Source organism: Streptomyces sp. NPDC043680, assembly GCF_056436685.1.
In genome coordinates this window covers 180,206-206,538 of record NZ_JBWKCE010000006.1, presented here as the reverse complement: position 1 = coordinate 206,538, position 26,333 = coordinate 180,206, and the positions used below count along the sequence as shown (strand labels likewise).

Here is a 26,333-nt window from a genome sequence, read left to right as displayed (position 1 = left end):
GTCCTCACCGGCCCTTCGGCAGGCCGAGGATCCGCTCGGCGACGATGTTGCGCTGGATCTGGGAGGTGCCCGCCGCGATGGTGTACGAGAGGGACGAGAGCCGGTCGAGCATCCACGGGCCGTCCAGCACGAGGGCGTCCGGGCCGAGCACCTCGGCGGCGGTGTCGTACAGCTCCTGCCGGGCGTGCGAGTAGGCCAGCTTGAACACGGAGCCGCCGATGCCGGGGACCCCGCCGGAGCGCTGGGCCCCGCTCACGTTCCACTGGGTGAGCCGCCACAGGGCGCCGAACTCCGCGTACAGCCGCCCGAGCCGGCGCCGCAGGACCGGATCGTCCCAGCGGCCGTTGGCCTTGGCGGCGCGGGCGAGTTCGCCCAGGGTGCGGCGGCAGGCCACCACCTCGCCGACGAAGGCGGTGCCCCGCTCGAAGGACAGGGTCACCATGGTGACGCGCCAGCCGTCGTTCTCCGCCCCCACCCGGTGGCCGGCGGGGACGCGCACCTCGTCCAGGAACATCTCCGCGAACTCGGTGGACCCGGCGAGGGTGCGCAGCGGCCTGACCGTGATGCCCGGGGCGTCCATCGGCATGGCCAGCCAGGAGATCCCCCGGTGCCGGGGCGCGGCGGGGTCCGTGCGGACGAGCAGTTCGCACCAGTCGGCGACCTCCGCGTGCGAGGTCCAGATCTTCGAGCCGGTGACCACGTAGTCGTCGCCGTCGCGGATCGCGCGGGTGCGCAGGGAGGCCAGGTCGGATCCGGCGCCGGGCTCGCTGAAGCCCTGGCACCACACCTCGTCCCCGCGCAGGACGGGCGGCAGCCAGCGCGCCCGCTGCTCGGCCGTCCCCTCGGCGGCGATGGTGGGTCCGGCGTGCAGCAGCCCGACGAAGTTCGCGCCGACGTAGGGGGCGCCGGCGCGTTCCGTCTCCTCCAGGAAGATCAGGTGCTGGGTGGGGGTGGCTCCGTGGCCGCCGGCGTCGACGGGCCAGTGCAGGCCCGCGTACCCCGCGTCGTACAGCCTGCGCTGCCAGCCGAGGTCGTAGGCGCGCCGGCCCGGCCAGTCGTCGGGCGACGGCCTGGGGGGCAGCCCGGGCAGCACCTCGGCGAGCCAGGCGCGCAGCCCGGCCCGGAACTCCTGCTCCCGGGGCGTGTAGGTGAGGTCCACTAGGCGGCCCGGCCCCGGTCCAGGCCGCGGTCCAGGTCGAGGTCGAGGTCGAGGCCGAGCATGCGGATGGCGTTGCCGCGCATCAGCTTGTAGACGGTCTCCTCGTCGAGGCCCTTCACGTGGTCGAGGGCGACCTCCTTGGTGTGCGGGAAGGTCGAGTCGACGTGCGGGTAGTCGGTTTCGAAGGTGGCGTTGTCCCGTCCGACGACGTCCAGCGAGGCGATGCCGTGCTTGTCGCGGAAGAAGCAGCAGAACATCTGCCGGTAGTAGTAGGTGGACGGCGGTTCGGGGATCAGGTCGCGGACCCCGCCCCAGGCCCGGTGCTCCTGCCACACGTCGTCGGCGCGTTCGAGGGCGTACGGGATCCATCCCATCTGCCCCTCGCTGTAGGCGAGCTTCAGCGTCGGGAACTTCACGAGGACCCCGCTGAAGAGAAAGTCCATCATCGAGGCCATCGCGTTGTTGAAGCTGAGCGAGGCCTGGACGGCGGGCGGCGCGTCGGGGGAGGCGGCGGGCATCTGGGAGGAGGAGCCGATGTGCATGTTGACGACGGTGCCGGTCTCCTGGCAGACGGCGAAGAAGGGGTCCCAGTACCCGTAGTGGATGGAGGGCAGGCCCAGGTAGGTGGGGATCTCGGAGAAGGTGACGGCGCGCACTCCGCGGGCGGCGTTGCGCCGGATCTCGGCGACCGCGAGGTCGATGTCCCACAGGGGGATGATGCACAGCGGGATCAGCCGGCCGCCGCTGTCGCCGCACCACTCCTCGACCATCCAGTCGTTGTAGGCGCGCACGCAGGCAAGCGCGACCTCCTTGTCGTGGGCCTCGGCGAAGGTCTGGCCGCAGAACCGGGGGAAGGTCGGGAAGCACAGGGAGGCCTCGACGTGGTTGAGGTCCATGTCGGCGAGGCGCGCCGCGGGGTCCCAGCAGCCGCGGCGCATCTCCTCGCGGGTGATGCCCTCCAGCGTCATGTCGTCGCGGTCGAAGCCGACGGCGGCGATGTTGCGCTTGTACGGGAACTTCAGGTCCTCGTAGATCCACCAGTCGGTCGGCGGGCCGTCGGGGTCCATGGAGATCACGTACTTGCCGCCCGTGTACCGGAGCTCGCCGATGCCCGCGGTGAGCGGTTTGGGGCCGCGGTCGCGGTACTTGGCCGGCAGCCAGACGTCGAAGAGGTGCGCGGGCTCGATCACGTGGTCGTCCACGCTGATGATCCGAGGCAGTTCCATGGTGTCCCCTCGCGGCAGGCCCAAATATCTGATGGATCGTCAGAAACAAGCTAGCCCCGCCACCCCTGGACCGACAAGCGCCCGAGGCCTACGCTCTGCCCTTGACCTGACTCACCGTCAGCTAGCGGGAGGTCTGCGATGCCGTACGCGGCGGACACCACGGTCACGGCGAGGGAGCTGGGCGCGTCCCCCACCCTCTGGGAGCTGGTCGCCCGGCGCGCCGCGCTCACCCCCGACACCCCCGTCCTCGTCCAGGCGGCCCAGGACCCGGCCGAGGACCGGACCTTGACCTTCGGGGAACTGCGCGGACGCGCCGAGCGGGTGGCGGCGGGCCTGTACGGCATGGGCGTGCGCCCGGGCACGGTCGTCGCCTGGCAGCTGCCGACCCGGATCGAGACGGTGCTGCTCTCCGTCGCCCTGGCCCGGATGGGGGCCGTCCAGACTCCCGTGATCCCCTTCTACCGGGACCGCGAGGTGGGCTTCGCGCTGCGCGAGTCCAAGGCCGAGTTCTTCGCCGTCCCGGGCGTCTGGCGGGGCTTCGACCACACGGCGATGGCCGGGCGGCTCGGCGCGCGCGGCGTGTTCGAGGCGTACGGGGACCTCCCGGACGGCGACCCGGCCGTGCTGCCCGCGCCGCCGGGCGAGGGGACCTCCGTACGGTGGATCTACTGGACCTCCGGGACCACCTCGGACCCCAAGGGAGTCCTGCACACCGACCGCTCGCTCATCGCCGGCGGCTCCTGTCTGGCCCACGCCCTGCACCTGGGGCCCGCCGACGTCGGCTCGGTGGCGTTCCCGTACGCGCACATAGGCGGCCCCGACTACCTGGTGATGCTGCTGCTCTACGGCTTCCCCGCGGTGCTGTTCGAGAAGTTCGCCCTGCCGGACGCCCTGGAGGGCTACCGCCGCCACGGCGTCACGGTCGCGGGCGGCTCCACCGCCTTCTACTCCCTCTTCCTCGGCGAACAGCGCAAGTCACCGGAGAGCAGGCTCATCCCCACCCTCCGCCTCCTCGCGGGCGGGGGCGCGCCGAAGCCCCCCGAGATCTACCACGCGGTCGTCCGTGAACTGGGCTGCCAGCTGACCCACGGCTACGGCATGACCGAGGTCCCGATGATCACCATGGGCTCGCCGGACGACACCGCCGACCACCTGGCCACCACCGAGGGCCGCCCGCCCGCGGGCATGTCGATCCGCATCACCGCCCCGGACGGCACCCCCCTCCCGCCGGGCACGGACGGCGAGGTCCGGCTGCGCGGCGAGGCGGTCTGCCGGGGCTACCTGAACGGGGACCGGTCGGCGGAGCTCTTCGACGCCGACGGCTACCTGATCACCGGCGACCTCGGCCACCTGACACCCGACGGCTACCTGGTCCTCACCGGCCGCAGCAAGGACGTCATCATCCGCAAGGGCGAGAACATCTCGGCGAAGGAGATCGAGGACCTCCTCCACCAGCTCCCGGCGGTCGGCGACGTGGCGGTGATCGGCCTCCCGGACGCGGACCGCGGCGAACGCGTCTGCGCGGTGGTGGAACAGCCTCCGGGCGCCGCCCCGCTGACCCTCCCCGCGCTCACGGCCCACCTCCGCGCCCAGGGCCTGTCCCCGCACAAGCTCCCCGAACAACTGGAACTGGTCGACGCCCTCCCCCGCAACGAGATCCTGCGCAAGGTCCTGAAGTACAAGCTCCGCGAACGCTTCGCCCGCTGACCCGTCGCAGGGCGCGAGCCGGCCGCGGCGGCCAGGCGCGCGGCGACCGCACGGCCCGCGGCGACCGCACGCCCGCCGCCGCTGCGGAGCGCCGTGCGGCGCACCGGCCGCACGGGGATCAGGGAAGCGGGCGGGCCCTACGCGTCCGGGGCCTCGACACCGCAGTAGGCGGCGAAGGCCGTCAGGACCTCGTCCTCCGAGATGTGGCCGTCGCCGTCCGTGTCGAGGGCCGCCGCCACCCGGGTCGCCACTTCCGCGGGGGTGCCGAGCACGCCCAGTACGCGGGCCGCCGCCGTCGGGGTCGTGCCCGCGGAGTCGCCGGACGCCACCGCGATCACCGCGCGCAGGAACGGCCGGGCGATCTCCGCGAACCGCTCCGGGTTGTCCCGCAGCCGCTTCGCCGCCCCCGTGATGAACTCCTCGCGGGTCACGCGCTGGTCGCCGTCGACGTCCGCGATGCCGGCCATGCCCTGCCAGAACGCCTCCGCGCCGGCGAAGACCGCCTGGCCCTTGTCGGAGCGGGCAGTGGTGCCGAATTCGGCCAGCACCGCCTTCGCGGCGGCGCTGAAGTCCTCGCGGTCGATATAGCCGTTGCCGTCCTGGTCGAAGGTGGCGAATCGGGCGGCGATCTTGCGCTCGTATTCTGCGCTGTCCATATTCGTGGTTCCGCCTTCACATGTGCGGTGGGGTGCAGTTCAAGACAAGCCAGGAGCGTAAGGCCTCGGTGGCCTGCGCGTTAAGCGAAGCCGTCAAGCCGGTGGCCGCATCGAACCCGCGCACGGGGAGCGCGGCGGGGCGCGTACACCAGTGCCCATGTGCCGTGGCCCGCCGCACGGTTCACCCCCCGCCACCGCCGTATCACGCAGGGCACTCTTCCAGGGGGAGCTTCCCCCAAAACGGGCGCGGACCTGCCACTGCCCATTACATTCGATGCGTCGACACACGGCTGGGGGCACTTATGCCGAAGGACGTACCACCGCGCTGGGACCGGCGCATGCAGCAGCGCCTCGCCCGCGGTGAGGCAGCCGCGCTCGGGGAGTTGTACGACCGCTTCGCCTCGCTCGTGCACAGCCTCGCGCACCGGGTGCTCGGCGACGAGAAGGCCGCGGACCGGATCACCCGCGAGGTGTTCGGCTACATCTGGGAGAACCCGGACGCCTACGACCCCAAGCAGGGCTCCATGCGGTCCTGGGTCGCCCGGATCACCCAGGGCCAGGCCGTCGCCCGGCTGCGCCAGGCCGAACTGGGCCGCGGCTCGCGCGAGGAGCTGGAGCAGAAGGTGCGCAGCGCCAATGCCGCGGCCCGCGCCGACTACATCGTCACGTCGATGCCCGCGCCCCTGCGCGCCGCCCTGGAACTCGCGTACTTCAAGCGCCGCGACTACCGTCAGGCGGCCGCCGACCTGCAGATCAGCGAGGACGAGGCCCGACGCCGACTGAGGCTCGGACTCCAGCTGCTGTCGACCGCCAACGCCCTCCCCCGGGAGGACACCGCCCCGCCCGGATATGGAACGCCCCGATGAACGGCCCCGCCGAGCCAGCCGACGACGGATTCGAGGAGCAGCGGCCCGGAGGCGCCGGCGCCCGGATACCGGGTCCGCGCGAACCGGCCGACGACCTCGACCCGCGGTACGCGCCGGGGCCGCTGCCCGAACCGGTGCCGGAGGCGGAGCCGCAGGAACCGCAGGAACCGCCGCCCTCGCACGCCGTGCTGAAGTCACTGCTCGGCGCATGGGCGCTGTCCGCGTGCTCCGCCGAGGAGACGCAGGCGGTGGAGGACCACCTCACCGAGTGCGCGCCCTGCGCGGAGGAGGCGCTGCGGCTGCGCGACGCGGTGGGCCTGCTGCACCCGGAGGAGAGCCTCGACCTCAAGCCGCTGCTGCGGTCGCGGGTCCTGGAGGACTGCCTGGGCAAGCGGCCGGCCCGGATCCCGGTGCCGGTGTGGGCGAGCCCGTACGACACCGAGACCGCGCGGCTCGACGCGCTGCTGCGGGACTTCGGCGACTCGGAGTGGCACACCCCGGTCCGGCTGAAGTGGTTCGAGGAGGAGCGGCACCAGTCGCGCCGGACCACGGTGGCGGGGGTGATCGGCCATCTGCTGACGGTGGACGGGCTGATCGCGACGGCGCTGGGACTGGACGATCCGCTGGGCCCCGACGCACCGCAGAAGGGCGGCACGACGGCCCGTACGGAGTTCTACTGGGACTCCGCCGCGCACCCCGCCACCCGCCAGGTCCGCGAACCGTGGCGGGAGCAGGGCCACACACTGGTGCGGACGGTGTCGTTCGCCGGTCGGGGCGTGGCGGAACTGTCGGTGGCCTACGGGGCGTTCGCGCTGCCGCTCGGGGACGCCTTCCTGGAGCGGGCCTTCGAGTGCTGGGTGCACGCGTGGGACATCGCGGAGGCGGTGGACTACCCGTACGACCCGCCGTCCGGGCCCCATCTGAACCGGATGATCGACCTGGCGGCCCGGCTCCTGCCGAGCGCCCTGGCCCACCGGCGGCGGGCGGGCCTGGCCGCTCCGGCGCGGAGCCTGGTCGCGGCGGGGGCGCCGGGGCGGACGCTGCACCTGGAGATCGAGGGCGCGGGCGGAGGCAGCGGGGACATCGCCCTGGACTCCCCCGCGGCGAAGCCCTCGCCGGACCACACGGTGGCCCGGATCGCACTCGACGGGGCGGAGTTCTGTCAGCTGGCCGCCGGGCACATCTGGCCGGAGGAGGCGGCGGTGGGCCAGCACGGCGACCGCGAGGCGATCCGCGACGTCCTCTTTGCCGCGGCCTCGCTCAGTCGCCTCTAGGCGGGGCCGGACAGGGCGTGGCCCCGGACCAGGCCCGGGGCCACGACGGAGACGCGACTACGCGAAGACCACCGTGCGGCTGCCGTTGAGGAGCACGCGGTGTTCACTGTGCCACTTCACGGCGCGCGCCAGCGCCTGGCACTCCACGTCGCGCCCGATCGCCACCAGCTGGTCGGGGGTGACCTCGTGGCCCACCCGCTCCACCTCCTGCTCGATGATCGGGCCCTCGTCCAGGTCGGCCGTCACGTAGTGGGCGGTCGCACCGATCAGCTTCACGCCCCGCGCGTGCGCCTGGTGGTACGGCTTCGCGCCCTTGAAGCTCGGCAGGAACGAGTGGTGGATGTTGATGATCCGCCCGCTCAGCTCCTTGCACAGGGTGTCCGACAGCACCTGCATGTACCGGGCGAGCACCACGAGCTCCACGTTCTCGGCGCGCACCAGCTCCAGCAGCTGCGCCTCGGCCTGCGCCTTCGTGTCCTTCGTCACCGGGATGTGGTGGAAGGGGATGCCGTAGGAGCGGACGAGCTCGGCGAAGTCGGTGTGGTTGGAGACCACGGCGGCGATCTCGACCGGCAGCGCGCCGATGCTCGTACGGAACAGCAGGTCGTTCAGGCAGTGCCCGAACTTCGACACCATCAGCACGATCCGCATGCGGTCGTCCGAGCGGTGCAGCTGCCAGTCCATCCGGAACGAGTCCCCGATCGCGGCGAAGCTGGCCCGCAGCTTGTCCAGCGTCACGGTGGCGTCGGCCGAGAAGTGGACCCGCATGAAGAAGAGGCCGGTGTCGTGGTCGCCGAACTGCCGGCTGTCCTCGATGTTGCATCCGGTCATGAACAGATAACTGGACACGGCATGCACGATGCCCTGCTTGTCGGGGCAGGACAGCGTCAGGACGTACTGCTGGGGGGCCTGGGTGTGCGGGTCGTCGCTCATGACCCCACAGCCTTTCACACTCCGTCTTTCACCCCGCGCGGGTGAGGATCCTCAGGAGTTCCAGCGAGCGCGGCGCCTCGTCCGGGTCGTCCCCGTCCGCGGTGGACAGCCGTACGTGGGCCTCGCGGGCCGCCCGTACCGCCTCGGGCCAGGCGTGGTGCTCCAGGTAGGCGGAAACGGGGGCGTCGGGGCCGACCTGGTGCAGGATGCGCAGCACCCGCAGCACCGCGAGGTCCACGAGGGTGGCCTCCTGGGAGTCGCGGAAGATCGTGCCGACGTACTTCTCGGCGGACCAGCTGTCGAGCCAGGTGTCCTCGACGAGGCGGTACACGGCGTCGGTGACGTCCCCGTATCCCTCGACCCCGGCCAGCCAGGTCTCCTCGTGGAACGCCGGATCGGAAAGCATGTGAAGCGCCGAGCGCACGTTGCTGCGCCAGCGCCACCACGGCATGTCGTTGAGGGGCATGCCGCCCATGGTGGAGGAGCGGCCGCCGCGTCGGGAAGAGTTCTTCGAACCTTGGGCGAATGTCACGCATTCGATCGTACGTTCCGGCTCAGCGTGATCTTGAGGCGCCCATCCATGACGCTGGGTGAGCGTGCACGCGGAATTCACCTGGATGTCACCGGGAGTTGCGGGTCCCTCACCGTTCGGTTACCCCTCGGGCGGAATGGTGCATGGACATGACCGATCGGCGACGCACCGCATTCCTCTCCCGCACCTTCACGGCCACGGCGACGGGTGCGTGTCTCGTCGCCGGATGCGGGGTGGTCCCCGGAGGCTCGGGGGGCTCCGGGGACACCATCACGGTCATGACCTTCGCCCCCCAGGACACCAAAGCCACCAACATGCCCGGAATGCCGGGGATGGCGAAGGCGTACGAGGCCTGGGTCAACGCCAAGGGCGGCATCAACGGCCACAGATTGCGCGTCCTGACCTGCAACGAGAAGAACACGACGAACGGCGCCGCCGACTGTGCCCGCAAGGCCATCGCGGAGAAGGCGGTCGCGGTCGTCGGCTCGTACAGCCAGCACGGACGCGCCTTCATGGCTCCCCTGGAGGGTGAGGGCATCCCCTTCATCGGCGGGTACGGGGTCTCCTCGGAGGAGTTCCAGAGCACCCTGTCCTACCCCGTCAACGGCGGCCAGCCCGTGCTCCTCGCCGGGGCCGGACACCAGTTGGGGCGGGCCTGCAGCCAGGTCGCGCTGGTCCGCCCGGACACCCTCGCGGGCGACTCCATGCCGGTGCTGCTCAATGCCGGTCTGAAGGCCAACAAGATGCCCGAGGCCAGCGACATCCGGGCCGCCGAGGACTCGGGGGACTACCTCCCGCAGGCCCGGGAGGCACTGGCCGACCCCTCGGGCGGCAAGGAGAAGCGTTGCGTGACGGCCGTGCTCGGCGAACGCACCGAAACCTTCTTCGACGCCTTCCGCCGGGCCGACGACAAGCACCGGAACCCGCAGATCTCCTCGGTGCTGGGCAGTGTCAGCCAGGCCCTGGTCGACCGCACCGGCGGCAAGGAGAGCCCGTTCGAGGGCGCGTACCTCACGAGCTGGTACCCGGTGTCGGGCGATCCGCTGTGGCAGCCGATGCGGAAGGTGATCTCCGAGTACGCCTTCGGCAACGACGCCGTGGACCCCGACGACAGCGGTACGCAGACCACGTGGATCGCGTACACCGTGCTGAGCGAGACCCTGAAGCGGTTCAAGTCCGGCGAGGACATGACGGGGCGCAAGGTGGCGCGCATGCTGAACCAGTCGGAGCCCGTGCAGACCGGCGGCCTGACCCCGGACCTCAGCTGGCGCTACAAGGACATGCGCGCCGTCGCCGGCCTCCCGCGGATCGTGAACGGGCGGGTCACCTTCCAGGTCGTCCAGGCCGGCCGGCTGGTCGCCCAGCAGGGCGAGCAGTCGATGGACATGACGCAGACGCTGGAGCAGGCCCCGCGCACGGCGTGAGCCTGCACGTGGCGCGGGAGGGCCGGATCCCCGCCGGGCGGGCCCCCCGGGCTACAGCTGGGACTTGTCCCGCTTGGTGAGGTTGTACTTGGCCGCTATCGCGTTCCACAGGGTCGCGGCCGACTCCTTCGCCTTCGTCGCCTCGCCGCTCGACTTGTTGCCCTGTGCGGCGTTGCCGGTCGACTTGGCCTGCCCGTCCTTGCAGCCCTTCTTCTCTCCGGAGACGTCGTCCGCCCAGGCGGCGTAGCTGTTGTCGGCGTCCGCCGACGCCTGCCAGGCCTTGGTGAGGGAGCCGGCCAGCTTCGCGTTGTCCGGGAGCTGGTCGATCTTCAGGTCCTGGAGACGGGTGACGAGCTGCTCGCGCTGACGGGCGGCGTCGCGCAGGTCGTTCGCCGCCTGGCCGAGGTTGCGGCAGCCCTTGATGTCGTCGACGGCCCGGATGACGGCGGCGCGGCTGTCATTGCTGTCCGCGAGGAGCTTGTCCAGCTGGACGGCCTGGGAGCGGGCCGGGTCGACGGGGGCCTCTCCGCCACCGGCCGCGGTCGAGCTGCCGGCGCTGGGGGCGGCCCCGACCGCGCCGGGGTCGTTGTTGCGTGCCTTGCCGTCGCTGAGCAGCGCACCGACGCCGAGCCCGACGACGGCCAGGCCGATGACGACGGCGCCGACGACCACGGGCGACACCCGGCGGCCCGCCTCCGGCGGGGGCGGCGGCGCGGGCGGGGCGTACTGGGGGTGCGGCTGGAACTGCTGGGGCGGGGGCGGTACGGGGCGCTGCCCGCGCGGCGGGTACGCCCGCGGCGGCGGCTGCCGCAGCACCGGTTCCTGGACCGGCGGCAGCTGCTGGGTGTGCCCCTGGGCGGCTGCGCCGGAGTCGCGGAACAGCCCGTCGAAGGCGTCGGGAGCGGCCGGAACGGGCGGGATGTACTGCGTCGCGGCCTCGTCCTGACCGGCGGACGCAGGGACCGGCGGGATGTACTGCGTCGCGGCCTCGTGGTGCCCGGGGGACGCCGGCACCGGCGGGATGTACTGGGTCGCGGCCTCGTCCTGACCGGCGGACGCAGGGACCGGCGGGATGTACTGCGTCGCGGCCTCATGGTGCCCGGGGGACGCCGGCACCGGCGGAATGTACTGGGTCGCCGCCTCGTCCTGCCCCGGAGCCGCCGGGACCGGCGGGATGTACTGGGTCACGGCCTCCGGGAGCGGCGGGTAGCCGTATCCGTGCGGCTCGCCCGGCCCCTCGTACCCGGGCCCGACCACGTGCCCGTAGGCCGGCTCCGCCGGGTCGGGACCCCACGGCGCGCCGGCCTGCGGGGCGGCGTGGTCGCCGCTCCCCTGTCCGCTCTCCGTCACCGGGACTCCTTCACCGACTACTCCGACCTCCGCAACCGTCGCCTCACGCTACCCGGTCACCCACCTCGCCGTCAGACCCCCACGGCTCGCGCGGCCCCCGCGAGCCCCACGGCCCCCGGGCCGCGGAGCCGCGGACCCCGCCCCGCGGCTCAGGCCGCCGCGGTCTCCAGTCGGGCGGTGAACTCCCGGACCGCGGCCTCCTCCCGGTACGGGTCCAACCGGCGGCGGAAGTCGTCCAGGTACTCGCCGCCGCGGTTCGAGCGCAGCCCCGACAGCAGTTCCGCCGCCTGCGCGGCGGTCTGGCACGCCTGCTCCACCTCCCGCTGCTGCACCTGCGCGGCAGCCAGCAGCAGCAACCCGATCGACCGGCGCCGCGCCTTGCCCGCCGGCAGGCCCCGCAGGGCCAGCTCCGCCTGCTGGGCCGCCGCGTCCGCCTGGCCCAGGTCCCGGTGGCAGTGGGCCAGTTCGTCGGCGAGGTACGCCTGGTCGAAATGCCGGATCCACACCGGATCGTCACCCGACTCCGGATCCGCCCGCTCCAGCGCGCCGACCGCCCGCGAGGTCAGGACGGCCGTCGCCCGCGCGTCGCCCAGCAGCGCGTGCCCGCGCGCCTCCGCGGCGTAGAACATCGCCTCCACCCGCGGGGGGACCTGCCCGCGGGTGCCTTCCTGGGCCGCCCGCGCGAGCTGCGCGATCTCGCGGGGGTTGCCCAGCTCGGCGGCCAGGTGGCTCATGGACGCCGCCAGCACGTAGCCCCCGTACGCCCGGTCCCCGGCGGCCTGGGCCAGCCGCAGCGCCTGGATGTAGTAGCGCTGGGCGAGGCCCGGCTGGCCGGTGTCCACCGCCATGTACCCGGCCAGTTCGGTCAGCCGGGCCACCGCCGCGAACAGCGCCCGCCCCACCGGCTCTCTGTACGAGCCGCCGATCAGCCCGGACACCACGGAGTTGAGGTAGTGGACGACGACGGGCCGGACGTGGCCGCTGCCGAAGCGGTGGTCGAGGTCCTTGAGGGCCTCGGTAGTGGCCCGTACGGCCTCCACGTCCGGCATCCCGACACGCGCGCCCCCGTTGCGGGCGACCTGCGCGTCGGCCCCGGTGATCAGCCAGTCGCGGCTCGGCTCGACGAGCGCGGACGCAGCGACGCTCGACCCGGACAGGAAGTCGCGGCGCCCGACATCGCTGCGCCACAGCTCGCTGACCTGCTCGATGGCCCCGACGACGGTCGGGGAGAACTGCAGGCCGATGCCGGAGGCGAGGTTCTTGCCGTTGGCCATGCCGATCTCGTCGATGGTGACGGTCCGGCCGAGTTTGCGCCCGAGCGCCTCGGCGATGATGCCGGGCGCCCGGCCGCGCGGCTGCTGGCCGCGCAGCCAGCGGGCGACGGAAGTCTTGTCGTAGCGGAGATCGAGGCCGTGTTCGGCCCCGCACATGTTGACGCGCCGGGCAAGCCCGGCATTCGAGCACCCGGCTTCCTGGATGAGCGCCTGTAGCCGTTCATTCGGCTGGCGCGCGACGAGAGGCCTGGCTGCCATGAAAACCCCCAGTGGCCGCGGGTGATCGTTGGAATGATCACTTCCCGCCTGAGTTGCGGAGAATCATCCGCTCTGCGTCGTGTCGCTACCCAACTCCAGCGCTCCGGCCTCCCACGCGCCCCCGCGCGTGCATCAGTGCGCCCCGCATGCAGGATCGATGCTCCGTCCACCGCACGGTTTACGCCCGTAACCCCGGGTGACCCCGAGAGTTGTGATGGGCGTGGAAGAGACCATCGGAGTCACGGAGACCGCACCCATCCCCAGGCAGCGCGGCGAGCAGCTGTTGGACCATGCCGTGCGGTACGTGGAAGAGCGGCACTGGGATGTCTTCGCCGGCGCCTGGCTGGAGCCCGGTGACGGACGGGAGCTGTGCTCCTGCGGGGCGGAGGACTGCGTGGCGCCGGGCGCGCACGCCACGGTGAAGGACTGGGCGGCGCAGGCCACCGGCAGCGCCGTACAGGTCCGGCGGCTGTGGGGGCGGCAGCCGGAGGCGTCGATCCTGCTGCCGACGGGCCGGACCTTCGACGCGCTGGACGTGCCGGATACCGCCGGATTCCTGGCGCTGGCGCGGCTGGAGCGGATGCAGCGCACGCTCGGCCCGGTCACCCTCACCCCCGACCACCGGATGCTGTTCTTCGTCCTGCCGGGAGCCGGGGCGAAGGTGCCGGACCTGGTGCGCAAGCTCGGCTGGTCCCCGGCCGCGATCGACCTGGTCGCGCGCGGTGAGGGCGAGTACGTGGCCGCCCCGCCCACCCGCTTCGGCGGCCGGGGCGCAGTGCAGTGGGCGCGGCGGCCCACACCGGCGAACCGCTGGCTGCCGGACGCGGAGGAGCTGATCGACGCGCTGGCCTACGCGTGCGGGCGTGAAGCCGCGTCGGAGCGGTCCCGGCGCAACTCCTGAGCCCGGCCCGGGCGGTGGCGGTCCGCGGCGGAGGTCACGGCACCGGAAGTCATGACATACGTAACTGCCCCTCCTCTCCCCCGGCTCCTATCGTGAGGACCGCACGACCACGGGGAACAGAACGAGAGGCAGGCGCATGCCGCACCAGGGTGATGCGACGGGCGGGACGGACGGTCCGGGCGGTGCGCGACCCGCGCCGTCCGCCGTACCGGCGGCAGTACGGGTCGAAGGGCTGTGGAAGCGCTTCGGCGAGCAGGTGGCGGTGGCCGGGATCGACTTGGAGCTGCCCGCCGGCAGGTTCATAGGCCTGGTCGGCCCGAACGGCGCGGGCAAGACGACCACGCTGTCGATGGTGACGGGACTGCTGCGCCCGGACATGGGGCGGGTCGTCGTCGCCGGGCACGACGTGTGGGCCGATCCGGCCGAGGTGAAGTCGCGGATCGGCGTGCTGCCCGAGGGGCTGCGCATGTTCGAGCGGCTGTCGGGGCGTGAACTGCTCGGCTACATGGGCCGGTTGCGGGGGCTGCCGGGCGAGGAGACCGACAAGCGGGCGACGCAGCTGCTGGAGGTCCTCGACCTCGCGGGCTCGCAGCACAAGCTGGTCGTGGACTACTCGACGGGCATGCGGAAGAAGATCGGGCTGGCCGCGGCGCTGCTGCACAATCCCGAAGTGCTCTTTCTCGACGAGCCGTTCGAGGGCGTGGACCCGGTGTCGGCGCAGACCATCCGCGGGGTGCTGGAACGTTACACCTCCTCCGGTGCCACGGTCGTCTTCTCCTCCCACGTGATGGAGCTGGTGGAGTCGCTGTGCGACTGGGTCGCCGTCATGGCCGCCGGCCGGATCCGCGCCGCGGGCCCGCTGGCCGCCGTACGGGGCGACGCGCCGTCGCTGCAGTCCGCCTTCCTCGAACTGGTCGGTGCGGGCGGGCGCGACGCGGGCGACTCCCTCGACTGGCTCGGCGGCGGGCAGGCGGCCCGGTGAGCGCCTCCGTTCCGGCCGCGACCGGGGTCCAGGAGGCGACTGCGGCGGTGGCCGCGGCTCCGGCGGTGAACCTGACGCGGATCTTCATCCGGCTGAAGCTGTCGCTGCTGCGCAACGGCCTCAAGGGCTCGTCGAAGCGCAAGGCCGCCTACTTCTCCTCGCTGGCGTTCGCCCTGGTGGTGGGCTTCTTCCTCATCCTCGGCCTGACGTTGCTGCACGGTCACGCCCATGCCGGGACGGTCGTCGTCCTGCTGGCCGCGATCCTCGCGCTCGGCTGGTCGGTGATGCCGCTGTTCTTCCCCTCCGGCGACGAGACCCTCGACCCGAGCCGGCTGGTCATGCTGCCGCTGCGCCCGCGTCCGCTCGTCCGGGCCCTGCTGGCCTCCTCGCTGGTCGGCATCGGGCCGCTGTTCACCGTGTGCCTGGCCGTGGGCTCGGTGGTGGCCGTCGCGCGCGGGGCCGCCGGGGCGGTGGCCGCGGTGGTGGCCGTACCGCTGCTCCTGCTGGGCTGTGTCGCCCTGGCCCGTGCCGTGGCCACGGCAAACGTCCGGCTGCTGACCAGCCGCAAGGGGCGTGACCTCGCGCTGCTCAGCGGGCTGGTGATCGGCGTGGGCGCGCAGGTGGCCAACTTCGCCGGCCAGCGCCTGTTCGAGACGGGCGGCCTGGAGCGGCTGGAGCCGGCCGAGGCGGTGCTGCGGTGGCTGCCGCCGGCGACGGCCGTCGGCATGGTCGACTCGGCGAGCGAGGGCGCGTACGGGGTGGCGGCGGCCCAACTGGCCCTGACCCTCCTTGCGCTGGCGCTGCTCCTGATGGCCTGGGAGCGGAGCCTGACGAAGCTGATGGTCACCCCCGACGGGTCGACGATCGCGGCGGCGCAGCCGAAGCAGCGCAGGTCCGCGGCCGGCGGCCCGGCCCGCTCCCTGCTGCCGGGCGGACGCACCGGCGCGATCATGCAGCGCACCCTGCGCTATGTGGTCCGCGACCCGAAGACCAAGGCGGCGTGGGTGACGGCCCTGGTGGTCGGGCTGATCGTGCCGGTCTTCAACGCCCTGCAGGGCACGGGTTCGGTCTATCTGGCCTGCTTCGGCGCGGGCATGCTCGGTGTGCAGATGTACAACCAGTTCGGCCAGGACACCTCGGCGTTCTGGATGGTCGCGCAGACCATCTCGACCCCGCGCGACGCGTTCACGGAACTGCGCGGCCGTGCCTGCGCCCTGGCCCTGGTCACCGTCCCGTACACGGTGCTGGTGACGGCGGTGACGGCCGCCCTGGTGCACGACTGGCGGGGCTTCCCGGCCGCCCTGGGGGTGGCCCTGGCCCTGCTGGGTTCGATGCTGTGCTCGGGCGCGCTGGCTTCGGCCCGTTTCCCGTACTCCGTTCCCACGGACGGCGCCTTCAAGAACGTCGCCCCGGGGCAGGGCGGTCTGGCGTGGGCGGGCATCTTCGGCGGCCTGCTGGCCTCGGCGGTGGTCTCCTCTCCGGTGATCGCCCTGGCGATCTGGTGCAACGTGGCGGACCAGCAGTCCCTCTCCTGGGTGCTGCTGCCCCTGGGTGTGCTGTGGGGCGCCCTGGCCGCCTGGTCGGGGCTGCGCCTGGCCGCGCCGATGGTGGCGCGCAGGCTCCCGGAGATCCTGCTGGCGGTCAGCAAGGGCTGACCGTGTGGGTGTACGGGAGGGGGTGACGGGCCGGGGAGGCCGGTCACCCCCTCCCGACGCTCACGCCGGCTGGCCGGCCCGGACCCGGCGGGCGTTCTCCAGCGTGGCCAGCGGGTTCAGCACGGCCGGGTCGAACGGCGTGAGCGGCACTCCCTCCACCAGCCTGCGCGGCAGGTCGGGGTCGGCCGGCGCCGCCGTGCCCAGGGCGAGCAGTTCGGCATGGCCCTCTTCCAGCACCCGCCGGGCCACGGCGGGATCGCGCAGCCCGCCGTTGGCGATGACCGGCAGGCCGGTCGTGGCCCGGGCCAGCGCGGGGAGGATGAGGGCGTTCCCGCCGTCGAGGGCTGTGCCTTCTGGTCATCTCGGCCGGCACCCGCCAGGGCCCCGGCGCCGCGGAACCTCGCCAGCTGCGTGCCGAACGGTCAGACCGCGGAGGGGCCCGCGGTGCCGTCCCGGTAGCGGTTGCCCTGGGCCAGGGCGCCCGCGTGCATCAGCTGGAGGACGGTCCGCCCCCGGCCGCGTGCACCCGGGTGGTGACCTGCCGCCGGGCCGCCCGGTGCGCGGGGCCGGCGATGCCCGGCTGGTTGGTGTAGCCCTGGCTGAAGGCGGTGTCGGTGTAGGTGCCCTCGGTGATGACGAGCCCGAAACCGCCCTGCGCGTAGCCCTCGTAGTACGCGGCCATGTCCGCGGTGGCCCGGCCGTCGGCGGTGGCCGACACCCGGGTCATCGGGGCGACGGCGAGCCGGTTGGGCAGGTCGAGGTGCGCGAACCGGATCGCGGCGAGGGCGGGGTGTGCCACCGTCATGTCAGCACCCTTCGACCCGCAGGCGGCGCCCTGGACCACGGCCTGTTCGGCCCGGGCGTCGAACACGGCCTTGCGCAGCTGCGCCACGGCGGGGACGCCCTCGATCCGGTGGTTGTCGCCGATGATGATCGTGGGGGCGACGGTGATCCGGTACGCCTGGGCGGTCCGCAGGGCCTCCTGGTGGGTTGCGGTGTAGGTGGAGGTCGCGGGTGGCTTCGTGCAGCGGCCCTGGCAATCAGGGTGGCCCCGGCGGTGGCGCGCAGCCCGTGCCGGGCGGCGGCCTCGCGCAGTGCGACGACCTCGGCGTGCGCGGTGGGGTCGTTGTCCTCGCGCACCCGGTTGAAGCCGGTGCCGAGGATCCGGCCGTTGTTGACGACCAGGCCGGAGAACGGGATGCCGCCGGCCGCGACGTGCTCACGGCTGATCCGTACCGCTTCCCGGACCCAGCCGGTCAGCTCGCTCTGAGGGATCTCGGTGATGCGCAGACGTGCTCCCTCCCGGCTCAGACCGCGGTCAGACGCAGGAGGATGGCACCGCCGATGATCGACGCGAAGGAGATCAGACGGGCGAGCGTGATCTTCTCCTTGAAGAGGATCGAGCCGAGGATGACGGTGCCGACGCCGCCGATACCGGTCCAGATGGTGTAGCCGACGCTGACGTCCAGCTCGCGCAGGGCCAGCGACAGGGTGTAGATGCCGCCCGCGGCGGCGAGCAGGGTGAGCACGGAGGGCCACAGGCGGGTGAAGCCCTTGGTGGCATTGGTGCCGAGCGCGAAGACGATCTCGAAGAGGATGGCGACGCCGAGGAAGACCCAGGTCATGACAGCGGCCCTTCTGTTCTGTGACGGGACGGGACGGGACGGAAGGAGCGGTGTGGGGTGGAGCGCCGGCGGGCGCGGGTGCGGGCGCGGGCGCGGTTGGGCGGGTACGCGGTCAGGCGACGGGAGCGGTCAGGCGACGGGAGCGGGAGCGGGCTCGGCCTGGGCTCCGGGGACGGAGGCCGCCTTCTTGGCCGCGATGTCGTCGGTGATCCGCAGGCCCAGGGCGCCGCCGATGATGAGGATGAAGGCGAGGACCTTCCAGACGGTCATGGGCTCGCCGTAGATGAGGGTGCCGAAGACGACCGTGCCGACGCCGCCGATGCCGGACCAGACGGTGTAGCCGACGCCGACGTCGATGGCCTTGAGGGCCTGGGACAGCGTGTAGATGCCGCAGGAGGCGGCGGCGGCCGTCAGCAGCGAGGGCCACAGCTTGGTGAAGCCGTCGGTGGCGTTGGTGCTGAGCGCGAAAGTGATCTCGAAGACCGAGGAGAACAGCAGCCAGGCCCATCCCTTGGAGGAGCCGGCGGGCGCCGTGTTCGCGGACATGAAGCCTCCATATAGTTGCTTGTACGTGCATATAACTCTTGGCCTCAGAAGTCCCTAGGCAGGGATGAGCGGCAGAACAAAAGCTTGCATGGTCATGTATCTTGTTGTCAACGTTGATCCCGGAGGAGGTTCACCTGATGACCACACGCCCCTTTGCACCGCCTGCCTCCTCCGACCAGGCGATGTGGAGCCGGGTCCTGACCCTGCACAACCAGGTCGAACGCGCGCTGACCCAGGCCCTGCAGCGCCGGCACGGCATCGGACTCTCCGAGTACCGGGCCCTGGAGGACCTGTCCCAGGCCGGCGAAGGCGAGCTGCGGATGCAGGAGCTCGCGGACCGGATCGGCCTCGGCCAGAGCTCGGTGACCCGCCTGGTGGGCCGCCTCGACGCAGCCGGTTTCGCCTACAAGGACCTCTGTCCCGCCGACAAGCGCGGTGTGTACGCGGTCATCACCGAGGAGGGTCGCGAGCGCTACAACGCCGCCCGCACCACCTACGCCGAGGTGCTCAGCTCCGCACTGAACACCATGGGCGCCGACCCGAGGCTCGCCGGCACCGTGCAGGCACTGCGCAGCGCGTACTGAGCAGGCCGGTCGCCTTCGGACCGAAGAGAGCCGCCCGCCGTCCGGGCGGCTTTGACTTGTTTCCGCCCCCATGCGAACACCCCCGGGTGAGCGCGGCGCTTCCTGCGCCCCACCCGGTGTGCCCCGCGGCTCACCTCTGTCGACAGCACCGTTGCGGGTACTTGAACATGCAAGCTCAAGTGACCTGGCTCACCCTTGCTTCGGTTGAGACATGCGTGACTGCGCATAGACCTCGGTGGACACCTTCAGACTGCAACGATCAGGGGGCACGTGAGCCGGGGCCGGGCTGCTGCCGCAGCGCCGTGGCCGGAGCCCGTTCGCAGCCGCCATGTGCACCCCGTGATCCGTATCGGCGACCACTTCGCATCGACGGATGAACGACCGGGGAACCGTGCCTTCATTCCGACCGCTCGACCCGCCGGCCGACCTGGCCCTGCCCCACGACCAGCCGCTGTGCATCCCGGCGCACAAGAGGCCCGAGACGATCGCCCTGCTCATCGGGGCCTTCCGAGCCGGCCACAGCGTCCTCGCCCCGGCGCCCGAACTGGGCACGGAAGCCTCGACACCCTTTGCGCGCAAGCGCGTTGCTCCCGGATCCTGACCGTCGACGAGGACGGTCTGCGCGACCGCCGTCGCACCCGACGCGGCGGCCGCCGAGGGGTTCGCCCGGCGACCCCGCCGGCACCCGCCTGCTACTCACCACGTCCGGCTCCACCGGAACACCGAAGATCGCGCCCATCACCGCCACGGCCCTCGACAACTTCGCGCAGTGGGCCGCCGACCTGCTTCGGGTTGACCGCCGCGGACACCGCGCCGGCGCTGCCGGTGGTACGCGGTCTGCCACAGGTGCGGCGCGAGGGGGGAGCGGGATCCTGGCTGCGGCTGCCGTCCGTTCCCCGCCCCAACCGGCAGGACCTGCTGGCGAGTCTGGCCGCCTACCTGCCGGGCATGACCGGGACTTCGTTCCTGCTCGCCTTCGGCCCGTCCGTGCTGGCGAACCTCCTCGGCACCTCGAACCGGCTCGTCGCGGGCGGCTCCGCCTTCGTGATGTTCGGGGCGTCGACCGGGGTGCAGTTCGCGGTGAGCCGGTGGCCCACGCACCGGCTGCTCGCCGCGGCCGTGCCGGCGGGCGCCGGCCAGGGCATGAGCCGGCTCGGCGGCTTCTCCCTGCTGAACGCGCGGGTCCCGACGCCCCGGCTGGCCGAGTCGAACGCCGCGCTGAACGCCTGGGGTTACCTCTTCGCCGGGATCCTGCCCGTCGCCGCGGGCTAACTGAGCGACGGGCGCGGCGTCGCCTTCAGCGCCACCGTGCTGGGCCTGACGGTGGGGGGCACGGCGGCGATCGGCATGCTGTTCGTCCTGCGGCTCGGCAGGACGGACAGAGCGGAGTAACCCGGGCGGCTTCGGCTTCCTCCGGTCGGGGGCGTCAGGGGGCGGTGGCTCTGATGCGGTCCAGGAAGGGTTCGAGGGCCGCGCGCCAGGCGGTCGGCTGGTCGTAGTGGAGGTAGTGGCCCGCGTCGGGGATTTCGGCATACTGGCCGGCCGGCAGGACGCGGACCATTTCCTGGGCCTCGGCCCGGCCCAGCTCGCCGTCGAGGCCCCGGACGACCAGGGTCGGGCAGCGGACCTGGGCCAACTCCTCCCAGTGCGCGTCGTGGACCCAGGTCTCCCGGGCCGTCAGCATCTGGCGGCGGGAGAAGAGGGGGCGCCAGCCGTCCGCGGCCTCGTGCATCACCTCGGCGAAGAAGGCGCCGCGGCCGGGGTCGGGGCGCTCGACCCGCGGGTCGTCCTCGCCGAACCAGCGACGGGCGGCGTCCTGGGTGGGGAAGGGCAGGGGCCAGCGGCGGAACCATTCTTCCCAGGCGCGCTGGGAGGCTTCGCCGAGGGCGGAGGCCCGCATGTCGCAGATCACCAGGGCCTCGACCAGCTCGGGGCGGCGGGCCGCGAGCTGCCAGCCGGTGAGGGCGCCCATGGAGTGGCCGACCACGGTCACCGGGGCCAGGCCGAGCTGCTCGATGGCCGCCTCCGCATCGGCCACGAAGGCCTCGCGGCCGAGGGGGTACGGGCTGCCGGGGCGGGTCGGCGGGCGCTCGCTCTGTCCGTGGCCGCGCTGGTCGAGGGCCACGACGCGGCGGCCCTCGGCGAGCCAGCGGGCGGTACCGGCCCAGTGGGAGGCACGGCCCATCAGGCCGTGGAGTAACAGCACCCGCGGGCTCTGCGGGTCCGCGGGCTCGTCCTGGGCTTCCCGGAACTCCCAAGCGGCCAGGCGCACGCCGTCGGACCCCGTCACATCAATGCGCTGTACCACCGCAGATGCACCCCCTTCGCTCCCGGCCAGACTATCGAACCCGCATTCGAAAACAGGGTTCTCGCCCCCAACACCCCTCTTTCGAGTGACCTTGCTCAAGGATTGACCACCGCTGCCGATGGAGATCCTTTCCACAGGGAGGACGGGCCGCTCGGGGAAGACGGTCCGAGGGGATGACCCTGAGAGCTCGGGGCTCCGGGTCAGCAAGGGGAGGACCGGTCCCGGCGCCGCAAGGCGCCGGGACCACCCACATCACCACACCCTGGCACCGCATCCCCACCTCACCCGCCACACATCCCCAGGACGAGTGACCGGGACACGTGACGGTGACGCGGGGCGCGGCCCCGGCGCGAGCCGACGAGGCCTCAGCGCTTGGCGACGAAGACGTGCGAGGCGATGTCCGCCTCCAGCTCGGCCGCCTCCCCGCCGCTGCCGACCAGCACCCCGCCCGGCGACTCCGTCACGCTCACCACCGATCCCGGCTGCACGCCGGCCCGCCGCAGCGTGTACATCAGCTGCGCATCCGTCTGGATCGGCTCGCCGATCCGGCGCACGACCACGGTCTTGCCCTCGGTCCCCGGGTCCAGCTCCGAGAGGCTGACCATCCCGTCCTCCAGGAAGGGGTCCGCCTCGGCCTTCTCGCCGAGCTCCTCCAGGCCCGGGATCGGGTTCCCGTACGGCGACTCGGTCGGGTGGCGCAGCAGCTCCAGCACCCGCCGCTCCACCGCCTCGCTCATCACGTGCTCCCAGCGGCAGGCCTCGGCGTGCACCTGCTCCCACTCCAGACCGATGACGTCGACGAGCAGACACTCGGCGAGCCGGTGCTTGCGCATCACGCGCGTCGCCAGCCGCCGCCCCTCGTCGGTCAGCTCCAGGTGCCGGTCGGTCGCGACGGCCACCAGGCCGTCCCGCTCCATCCGCGCCACCGTCTGGCTCACCGTGGGGCCGCTCTGATCGAGCCGCTCGGCGATACGGGCGCGCATGGGGACCACACCTTCCTCTTCCAGCTCCAGGATGGTGCGGAGATACATCTCCGTGGTGTCGATCAGTCCGGACATTCGTGCCCCTCGGATATCGTGCGCTGGCCCTGCCCCCAATTCTGACGCATCGGGCCGACAACCGTCCCGTGCCGGGCGCGGGCCCGGGGATTGACGTCCGTATTGACACGCCCTTGGTACAGACCGCACGGTGAGCGGCGGACACGGACGCACCCCACTTTCGGAAGGGCCTTCGGCGTATGAGCGAGAGCAAGCTGGCCGGTCAGTTCCTCGACGCCGCCATCGGCCTGCTGGAGCGGGTGCGGGAGGAGGAGGGCGGGCGCCTCGCCGAGGCCGGGGCCGTCATGGCCGACGCGGTGGCGGCCGGGAACCGGCTGTTCGCCTTCGGCGCCGGCCACTCCTCGCTGCCGGCCCAGGACGTGGTCTACCGGGCCGGCGGGCTGGCGCTGATGAACTTCCTCGCGGTGCCCGGCACGGTCGGCGTCGACGTCATGCCCGCCACGCTGGGCAGCGCCCTGGAGCGGGTCGACGGCCTCGCCGGGGCCGTCCTGGACAGCAGCCCGGCCACTGCCGGGGACGTCCTCGTGATCATCTCCCTGTCGGGGCGCAACGCCCTGCCGGTCGAGATGGCCATGAACGCCCGCGCCCTCGGCCTCAAGGTCATCGGCGTGACCTCGGTGGCCTACGCGACGCAGACCAGGTCGCGACACGTCTCGGGCACCTTCCTCAAGGACCACTGCGACATCGTGCTCGACAGCAAGATCGCGGTCGGGGACGCCGAGCTGACCCTCGACGGCATCGACGCCCCCTTCGCCCCCGCCTCCACCGTCGTCACCAGCGCGATCATGCAGGCCGTGATGGCGGCCGCGGCCGGCGAACTCGCCGCCCGCGGGGTGGAGCCCCCGCTGCTGCGCTCGGGCAACGTGGACGGCGGCCACGAGTGGAACGGCCGGGTGCTCCAGGAGTACGGCGACCGCATCTTCTTCCGCCACTAGTCCGCCACGGAACGACCGGGGCCGGCCACCAGGCCCTGACGACCGGCCTTCACCACCGGGTCCTCACCGGGGCCCGTGCACTGTCCTGGGCGGTGGGGGAGGCGGAGCGGCGGGTACGGCGCCACCCCGACCGGACCGGCCCCGGGAGCGGGAGCAGGCTGGTCGGTGGTGGGGACCTGCGGGAAGAGGGGGCACTGAGGCGGGCGTTGACAGGCAGCGCCACCCACGGACCGGCACCGGCGCACGGGCCCCCTCTCCTCGCAGGTCCCCACCCCCGCCCCACCCCGCTCCCGGGGCCGGGCGGGGTTGCCGGATGGCGCCCTGTACCGGGTCCTCACGACCGGGTCCTACGGCGCGTCCTTCGGGACGCGGGCCAGGTCCAGGTCGGCGGCGACACGGGCCGCGACCTCCTCCGCGTACGCGGCGTCCGCCTGCTCGAAGGCGGCCCGCGACGGTCCCCGTACGAAGGTCAGCACGCCCAGGGTCCGCCCGCGGCTGCGCAGTACGGTGCACAGCGCGTGCGCCGTGTCCCGCGGCCAGTGGCGGGCCTGCGCCCAGCCCTCGGCCGCTTCCCCGCGCGGCGCGCTGCTGCGCACCGACCCGATCCGGTCCAGGGCCTGGAGCGCCGGGTGTCCGGGCTCGTACCGCACGGGGATCGCCCCGGATCCCGGCAGCAGCGGCGGCGAGGCGGCGGAGCGCACGAGCCGCTGCCGCTCGGGATCGGCCGGCTGGTCCAGAACGTCGAGCAGGGCGTGCTCCGCGAAGCCGGCCAGGGCGAAGTCCATGCGTACGACCGCGGCCTCCGCCGGGTCCTCGCACTCGGCGGCCGCGCGCCCCGCCCGGTGGAGCTGGCTGGAGCGGAACCGCAGCTGGGCCGTGTCCAGCGCGGCCTGGCGGCCCTCGGTGATGTCCTGGAACAGCCAGCCGACGCCGAGCGGTACCGGCTCCTCCGCCAGCGGAGAACCGAGCCGCAGGAACCCGCACCGCCAGCACCGCCGCCGCACCCCCTCGGGGGTGGGCACGGACACCCAGAGCTCGACGGGCTCGGGCGAGGATCCGTCGGCCAGCACGTGCTGGAGGGCGCCTTCCAGCTCCTCGACGCCCTGGCTGAGCAGTTCCCCGAGGGGCCGCCCGAGCAGCGTCGTGCGCCCGGAGCCGAAGGCGCGGGCGGCGTGGGCGTTGACGACGGCGGGGCGCAGGTCCACGTCGACGAGGACGACGCCCCAGGAGGCGTCCTCCATCAGGGCCTCGCTCAGGGCGATGGACCGCTCCAGGTCGATCTGCGTGTGCACCTCGGTGAAGGCGCAGTACACCCCGGCGGGTTTCCCGTCGGCGCCCGGCACCCCGGCGGACTGGGTCCGCACGAGGACGCGGCCGCCCTCCTTGGTGAGGAGCGCGAACTCGTTCACCTGCCGGCCGGGAACCTCCAGGGCGGCCATGAGCCGGTCCTCGACGTCCTGGGCGTCGGCGGCCCGCGCCGCCCACCCGGCGAAGCCCTTGCGCCCCACCGCCTCGGCGGCGCTCCAGCCGAGGATCCGTTCGGCCTCGCGGTTCCAGTGGGTGATCACGCCGTCGGCGTCGAAGGCGCAGAGAGCCGCGTCCATCCCGTCCAGCAGCGCTGCGAGCAGATCGTCGGCGGTCTCACTCCGTCCGGAAGCACTCACCTGGCACCCCCTGCAGGTGTTCGCGTGTGCGGCACGTCAGATCATTGAACTGGAACGTGACGCAGCCCACACCGCATTCCCCGAATTGGGCACGAAATCCGCTCAGGAGGGCCCGGTGAGCACCCCGTGGGCCACCCTCGCGGCCACCCGCACGGCCGCGGTCGGGGGCCGTCACGGCGCAGAGCCTCCGGCGCGTACGGACGTCGCCTGCCGGCCGGAGGCCGTGACGCGGCGCTGCGCGGGGCGGGGGGAAATAAATGGTTGTGGCGCGCGGGGTGCGTGTCTAGGCTCTGCCGTACACGAGAAGGGAGGTGGTTCCGGAAATGTACGGTAACCGGACGCGTGAGGTGGCTGCGGGCTAAAGGCCCGTCGTCGCACGCACCCAGTGCGGTGCCCGGCGGAATCGCCCGGCGCCAATCCCAAGCAGTCACCCGACCCGCGGGCTCGCCGGTACGTCCGGCCGGCTTCTCTTACTGCAGAAGAGAAACCCGAGCCCGCGGGTCGTCTGCGTTCCCGGACGGCGCTCCGGGGCCGGGCGCGGCCGCCCGACCCTCCCGTCAGCGCCGCCGCACGGCTACGGGCAGAGCCGCTCGATGCGCCACTTGCGCCCCTCGCGGACGTAGCGCAGGCGGTCGTGGAGGCGGTTCTCGTGGCCCTGCCAGAACTCCACCTCCTCGGGGACGATCCGGATGCCGCCCCACTCGGGTGGCACCGGGACCTGTTCCCCCTCCGGGTAGCGCTCCTCCAGCTCGGCGTAGCGGCGGTCGAGCTCCGCGCGGGAGGCGATCACCGCCGACTGCTCGCTCGCCCAGGCGCCCAGCTGGGATCCGTGGGGGCGGGAGCGGAAGTACGCGGCGGTCTCGTCGCGGCCCGTGCGGGAGGCGGTGCCGGTGACGATGACCTGGCGGGCGATGGGGTGCCAGGGGAACAGCAGGGCGATGTGCGGGTTGGCGTCGAGTTCGCGGCCCTTGCGGGAGGCGTAGTTCGTGTAGAAGACGAAGCCCCGCTCGTCGAACTGCTTCAGCAGGACCGTGCGGGAGCTGGGGCGGCCGTCGGGCGTCGCGGTGGAGACGACCATCGCGTTCGGCTCGAAGAGGTGCGAGTCGGCGGCCTGCTGGAACCACACGGCGAACTGGCGCATGGGATCCTCGGCGAGGCCGTCCTCGTGGACGATCTCCGAGCGGTACTGCTTGCGCATGGTGGCGGGGTCAATGTCCTGGTCGGTCACGCGGGCCATCCTGCCGCAGGAGGACGCGCGGCAGTGTGCCGTATGTCACGCTTCCGCAGGCCAGCGGGAACCGCCAAAATCTTGGGGCCGGTCCGCGGGTCCCACAACGGGTGACCAGCGGCCGTGCCGGGCATCAACGGGGATGACCGCGCCGGACTGCGAGTCACGCCGGGAGCCGCGCGTGTTCG

General features: G+C 72.7%; 27 protein-coding genes. 11 read left to right on the top strand and 16 right to left on the bottom strand.

Annotated features, from left to right (window positions below; translation table 11 throughout):
* Positions 1 to 4 precede the first annotated feature (4 nt).
* Positions 5 to 1,159 carry an acyl-CoA dehydrogenase gene (locus tag AC0666_RS15930; RefSeq protein WP_468581750.1) on the bottom strand — a complete coding sequence of 385 codons (1,155 nt, stop codon included), beginning with the start codon at positions 1,157 to 1,159 and terminating at the stop codon, positions 5 to 7.
* Complete coding sequence (locus tag AC0666_RS15925; RefSeq protein WP_478707764.1) at positions 1,159 to 2,385, bottom strand: amidohydrolase family protein; 1,227 nt, start codon at positions 2,383 to 2,385, stop codon at positions 1,159 to 1,161. Before AC0666_RS15925 ends, AC0666_RS15930 begins: the two co-directional genes overlap by 1 nt.
* Before the next feature lie 138 nt (positions 2,386 to 2,523).
* Between AC0666_RS15925 and AC0666_RS15920 the strand changes: the two genes are divergently transcribed.
* Positions 2,524 to 4,092, top strand: a complete 1,569-nt coding sequence (locus AC0666_RS15920; RefSeq protein ID WP_478707763.1) for a class I adenylate-forming enzyme family protein — start codon at positions 2,524 to 2,526, stop codon at positions 4,090 to 4,092.
* Positions 4,093 to 4,229: 137 nt separating this feature from the next.
* On the opposite strand, the gene AC0666_RS15915 is transcribed toward AC0666_RS15920, so the two are convergent.
* A complete protein-coding gene (locus AC0666_RS15915) occupies positions 4,230 to 4,748 on the bottom strand; it encodes an EF-hand domain-containing protein (protein ID WP_478707762.1) in 519 nt (172 codons plus the stop codon).
* Between the two features lie 302 nt (positions 4,749 to 5,050).
* Here AC0666_RS15915 and AC0666_RS15910 point away from each other — a divergent pair, with 302 nt between their 5' ends.
* Both AC0666_RS15910 and AC0666_RS15905 read left to right on the top strand, forming a co-directional pair.
* The gene (locus tag AC0666_RS15910; RefSeq protein ID WP_361714399.1) at positions 5,051 to 5,614 is read left to right on the top strand and encodes a sigma-70 family RNA polymerase sigma factor; all 564 of its coding nucleotides are present in this window, start codon (positions 5,051 to 5,053) and stop codon (positions 5,612 to 5,614) included.
* A complete protein-coding gene (locus AC0666_RS15905; protein ID WP_478707761.1) occupies positions 5,611 to 6,888 on the top strand; it encodes a maleylpyruvate isomerase N-terminal domain-containing protein in 1,278 nt (425 codons plus the stop codon). The genes AC0666_RS15910 and AC0666_RS15905 overlap by 4 nt, the downstream gene beginning before the upstream one ends.
* 57 nt (positions 6,889 to 6,945) lie before the next feature.
* On the opposite strand, the gene purU is transcribed toward AC0666_RS15905, so the two are convergent.
* Together purU and AC0666_RS15895 are read right to left on the bottom strand one after the other, a co-directional pair.
* On the bottom strand, positions 6,946 to 7,821 hold the full coding sequence (gene purU, locus AC0666_RS15900; protein WP_361714393.1) for a formyltetrahydrofolate deformylase: 876 nt from the start codon (positions 7,819 to 7,821) through the stop codon (positions 6,946 to 6,948).
* Between the two features lie 28 nt (positions 7,822 to 7,849).
* Complete coding sequence (locus AC0666_RS15895; protein WP_356850724.1) at positions 7,850 to 8,296, bottom strand: SCO4402 family protein; 447 nt, start codon at positions 8,294 to 8,296, stop codon at positions 7,850 to 7,852.
* A gap of 206 nt (positions 8,297 to 8,502) precedes the next feature.
* Between AC0666_RS15895 and AC0666_RS15890 the strand changes: the two genes are divergently transcribed.
* Positions 8,503 to 9,777, top strand: a complete 1,275-nt coding sequence (locus AC0666_RS15890) for an ABC transporter substrate-binding protein (protein ID WP_478707760.1) — start codon at positions 8,503 to 8,505, stop codon at positions 9,775 to 9,777.
* A 51-nt stretch (positions 9,778 to 9,828) separates the two neighbouring features.
* Here AC0666_RS15890 and AC0666_RS15885 read toward each other — a convergent pair whose 3' ends face one another.
* Together AC0666_RS15885 and AC0666_RS15880 are read right to left on the bottom strand one after the other, a co-directional pair.
* Positions 9,829 to 11,127, bottom strand: coding sequence for a hypothetical protein (locus AC0666_RS15885; protein ID WP_478707759.1), 1,299 nt, complete (start codon positions 11,125 to 11,127; stop codon positions 9,829 to 9,831).
* A gap of 149 nt (positions 11,128 to 11,276) precedes the next feature.
* Positions 11,277 to 12,659, bottom strand: a complete 1,383-nt coding sequence (locus AC0666_RS15880; protein WP_468970123.1) for an NsdA family TPR-like regulatory protein — start codon at positions 12,657 to 12,659, stop codon at positions 11,277 to 11,279.
* A gap of 214 nt (positions 12,660 to 12,873) precedes the next feature.
* Between AC0666_RS15880 and AC0666_RS15875 the strand changes: the two genes are divergently transcribed.
* The 3 genes from AC0666_RS15875 (at position 12,874) to AC0666_RS15865 (ending at position 16,197) form a co-directional block, all read left to right on the top strand.
* Positions 12,874 to 13,560 carry a bifunctional DNA primase/polymerase gene (locus AC0666_RS15875; RefSeq protein WP_468970126.1) on the top strand — a complete coding sequence of 229 codons (687 nt, stop codon included), beginning with the start codon at positions 12,874 to 12,876 and terminating at the stop codon, positions 13,558 to 13,560.
* Positions 13,561 to 13,696: 136 nt separating this feature from the next.
* Entirely contained in the window at positions 13,697 to 14,542 is an 846-nt protein-coding gene (locus tag AC0666_RS15870; RefSeq protein WP_468581738.1) for an ABC transporter ATP-binding protein, read from the top strand.
* The gene (locus AC0666_RS15865; protein WP_478707758.1) at positions 14,539 to 16,197 is read left to right on the top strand and encodes a transporter; all 1,659 of its coding nucleotides are present in this window, start codon (positions 14,539 to 14,541) and stop codon (positions 16,195 to 16,197) included. The genes AC0666_RS15870 and AC0666_RS15865 overlap by 4 nt, the downstream gene beginning before the upstream one ends.
* 60 nt (positions 16,198 to 16,257) lie before the next feature.
* On the opposite strand, the gene AC0666_RS15860 is transcribed toward AC0666_RS15865, so the two are convergent.
* The 5 genes from AC0666_RS15860 to AC0666_RS15840 form a co-directional block, all read right to left on the bottom strand.
* A complete protein-coding gene (locus AC0666_RS15860) occupies positions 16,258 to 16,446 on the bottom strand; it encodes a hypothetical protein (RefSeq protein WP_468970132.1) in 189 nt (62 codons plus the stop codon).
* 241 nt (positions 16,447 to 16,687) lie between these two features.
* Entirely contained in the window at positions 16,688 to 17,089 is a 402-nt protein-coding gene (locus tag AC0666_RS15855; RefSeq protein WP_468970135.1) for an oxidoreductase, read from the bottom strand.
* Positions 16,999 to 17,457 carry a tRNA-specific adenosine deaminase gene (locus AC0666_RS15850; RefSeq protein ID WP_478707825.1) on the bottom strand — a complete coding sequence of 153 codons (459 nt, stop codon included), beginning with the start codon at positions 17,455 to 17,457 and terminating at the stop codon, positions 16,999 to 17,001. The genes AC0666_RS15855 and AC0666_RS15850 overlap by 91 nt, the downstream gene beginning before the upstream one ends.
* A 47-nt stretch (positions 17,458 to 17,504) precedes the next feature.
* Positions 17,505 to 17,822 (bottom strand): DMT family transporter, encoded by a 318-nt coding sequence (locus tag AC0666_RS15845; protein ID WP_468581734.1) that lies wholly within the window; start codon positions 17,820 to 17,822, stop codon positions 17,505 to 17,507.
* A 129-nt stretch (positions 17,823 to 17,951) separates the two neighbouring features.
* Entirely contained in the window at positions 17,952 to 18,368 is a 417-nt protein-coding gene (locus AC0666_RS15840; protein WP_478707757.1) for a DMT family transporter, read from the bottom strand.
* 137 nt (positions 18,369 to 18,505) lie between these two features.
* On the opposite strand from AC0666_RS15840, the gene AC0666_RS15835 reads away from it, so the two are divergent.
* From AC0666_RS15835 to AC0666_RS15825, 3 genes are all read left to right on the top strand, one after another.
* On the top strand, positions 18,506 to 18,952 hold the full coding sequence (locus AC0666_RS15835; protein ID WP_468970142.1) for a MarR family winged helix-turn-helix transcriptional regulator: 447 nt from the start codon (positions 18,506 to 18,508) through the stop codon (positions 18,950 to 18,952).
* A 391-nt stretch (positions 18,953 to 19,343) separates the two neighbouring features.
* The gene (locus AC0666_RS15830) at positions 19,344 to 19,553 is read left to right on the top strand and encodes a hypothetical protein (protein ID WP_478707756.1); all 210 of its coding nucleotides are present in this window, start codon (positions 19,344 to 19,346) and stop codon (positions 19,551 to 19,553) included.
* A gap of 191 nt (positions 19,554 to 19,744) precedes the next feature.
* Positions 19,745 to 20,224: a hypothetical protein gene (locus AC0666_RS15825; protein WP_478707755.1), complete on the top strand. Its 480-nt coding sequence runs from the start codon at positions 19,745 to 19,747 to the stop codon at positions 20,222 to 20,224.
* Positions 20,225 to 20,378: 154 nt separating this feature from the next.
* On the opposite strand, the gene AC0666_RS15820 is transcribed toward AC0666_RS15825, so the two are convergent.
* Together AC0666_RS15820 and AC0666_RS15815 are read right to left on the bottom strand one after the other, a co-directional pair.
* The gene (locus AC0666_RS15820; RefSeq protein WP_468970150.1) at positions 20,379 to 21,260 is read right to left on the bottom strand and encodes an alpha/beta fold hydrolase; all 882 of its coding nucleotides are present in this window, start codon (positions 21,258 to 21,260) and stop codon (positions 20,379 to 20,381) included.
* 365 nt (positions 21,261 to 21,625) lie between these two features.
* Positions 21,626 to 22,318 (bottom strand): iron-dependent transcriptional repressor DtxR, encoded by a 693-nt coding sequence (locus AC0666_RS15815; RefSeq protein ID WP_356850688.1) that lies wholly within the window; start codon positions 22,316 to 22,318, stop codon positions 21,626 to 21,628.
* 179 nt (positions 22,319 to 22,497) lie between these two features.
* On the opposite strand from AC0666_RS15815, the gene AC0666_RS15810 reads away from it, so the two are divergent.
* The gene (locus AC0666_RS15810; protein WP_468970153.1) at positions 22,498 to 23,253 is read left to right on the top strand and encodes an SIS domain-containing protein; all 756 of its coding nucleotides are present in this window, start codon (positions 22,498 to 22,500) and stop codon (positions 23,251 to 23,253) included.
* Positions 23,254 to 23,600: 347 nt separating this feature from the next.
* On the opposite strand, the gene AC0666_RS15805 is transcribed toward AC0666_RS15810, so the two are convergent.
* Both AC0666_RS15805 and pdxH read right to left on the bottom strand, forming a co-directional pair.
* On the bottom strand, positions 23,601 to 24,917 hold the full coding sequence (locus AC0666_RS15805) for a PAS domain-containing protein (RefSeq protein WP_468970156.1): 1,317 nt from the start codon (positions 24,915 to 24,917) through the stop codon (positions 23,601 to 23,603).
* A 574-nt stretch (positions 24,918 to 25,491) separates the two neighbouring features.
* Positions 25,492 to 26,154, bottom strand: a complete 663-nt coding sequence (gene pdxH / locus AC0666_RS15800; RefSeq protein ID WP_468581728.1) for a pyridoxamine 5'-phosphate oxidase — start codon at positions 26,152 to 26,154, stop codon at positions 25,492 to 25,494.
* Between the last annotated feature and the right edge of the window lie 179 nt (positions 26,155 to 26,333).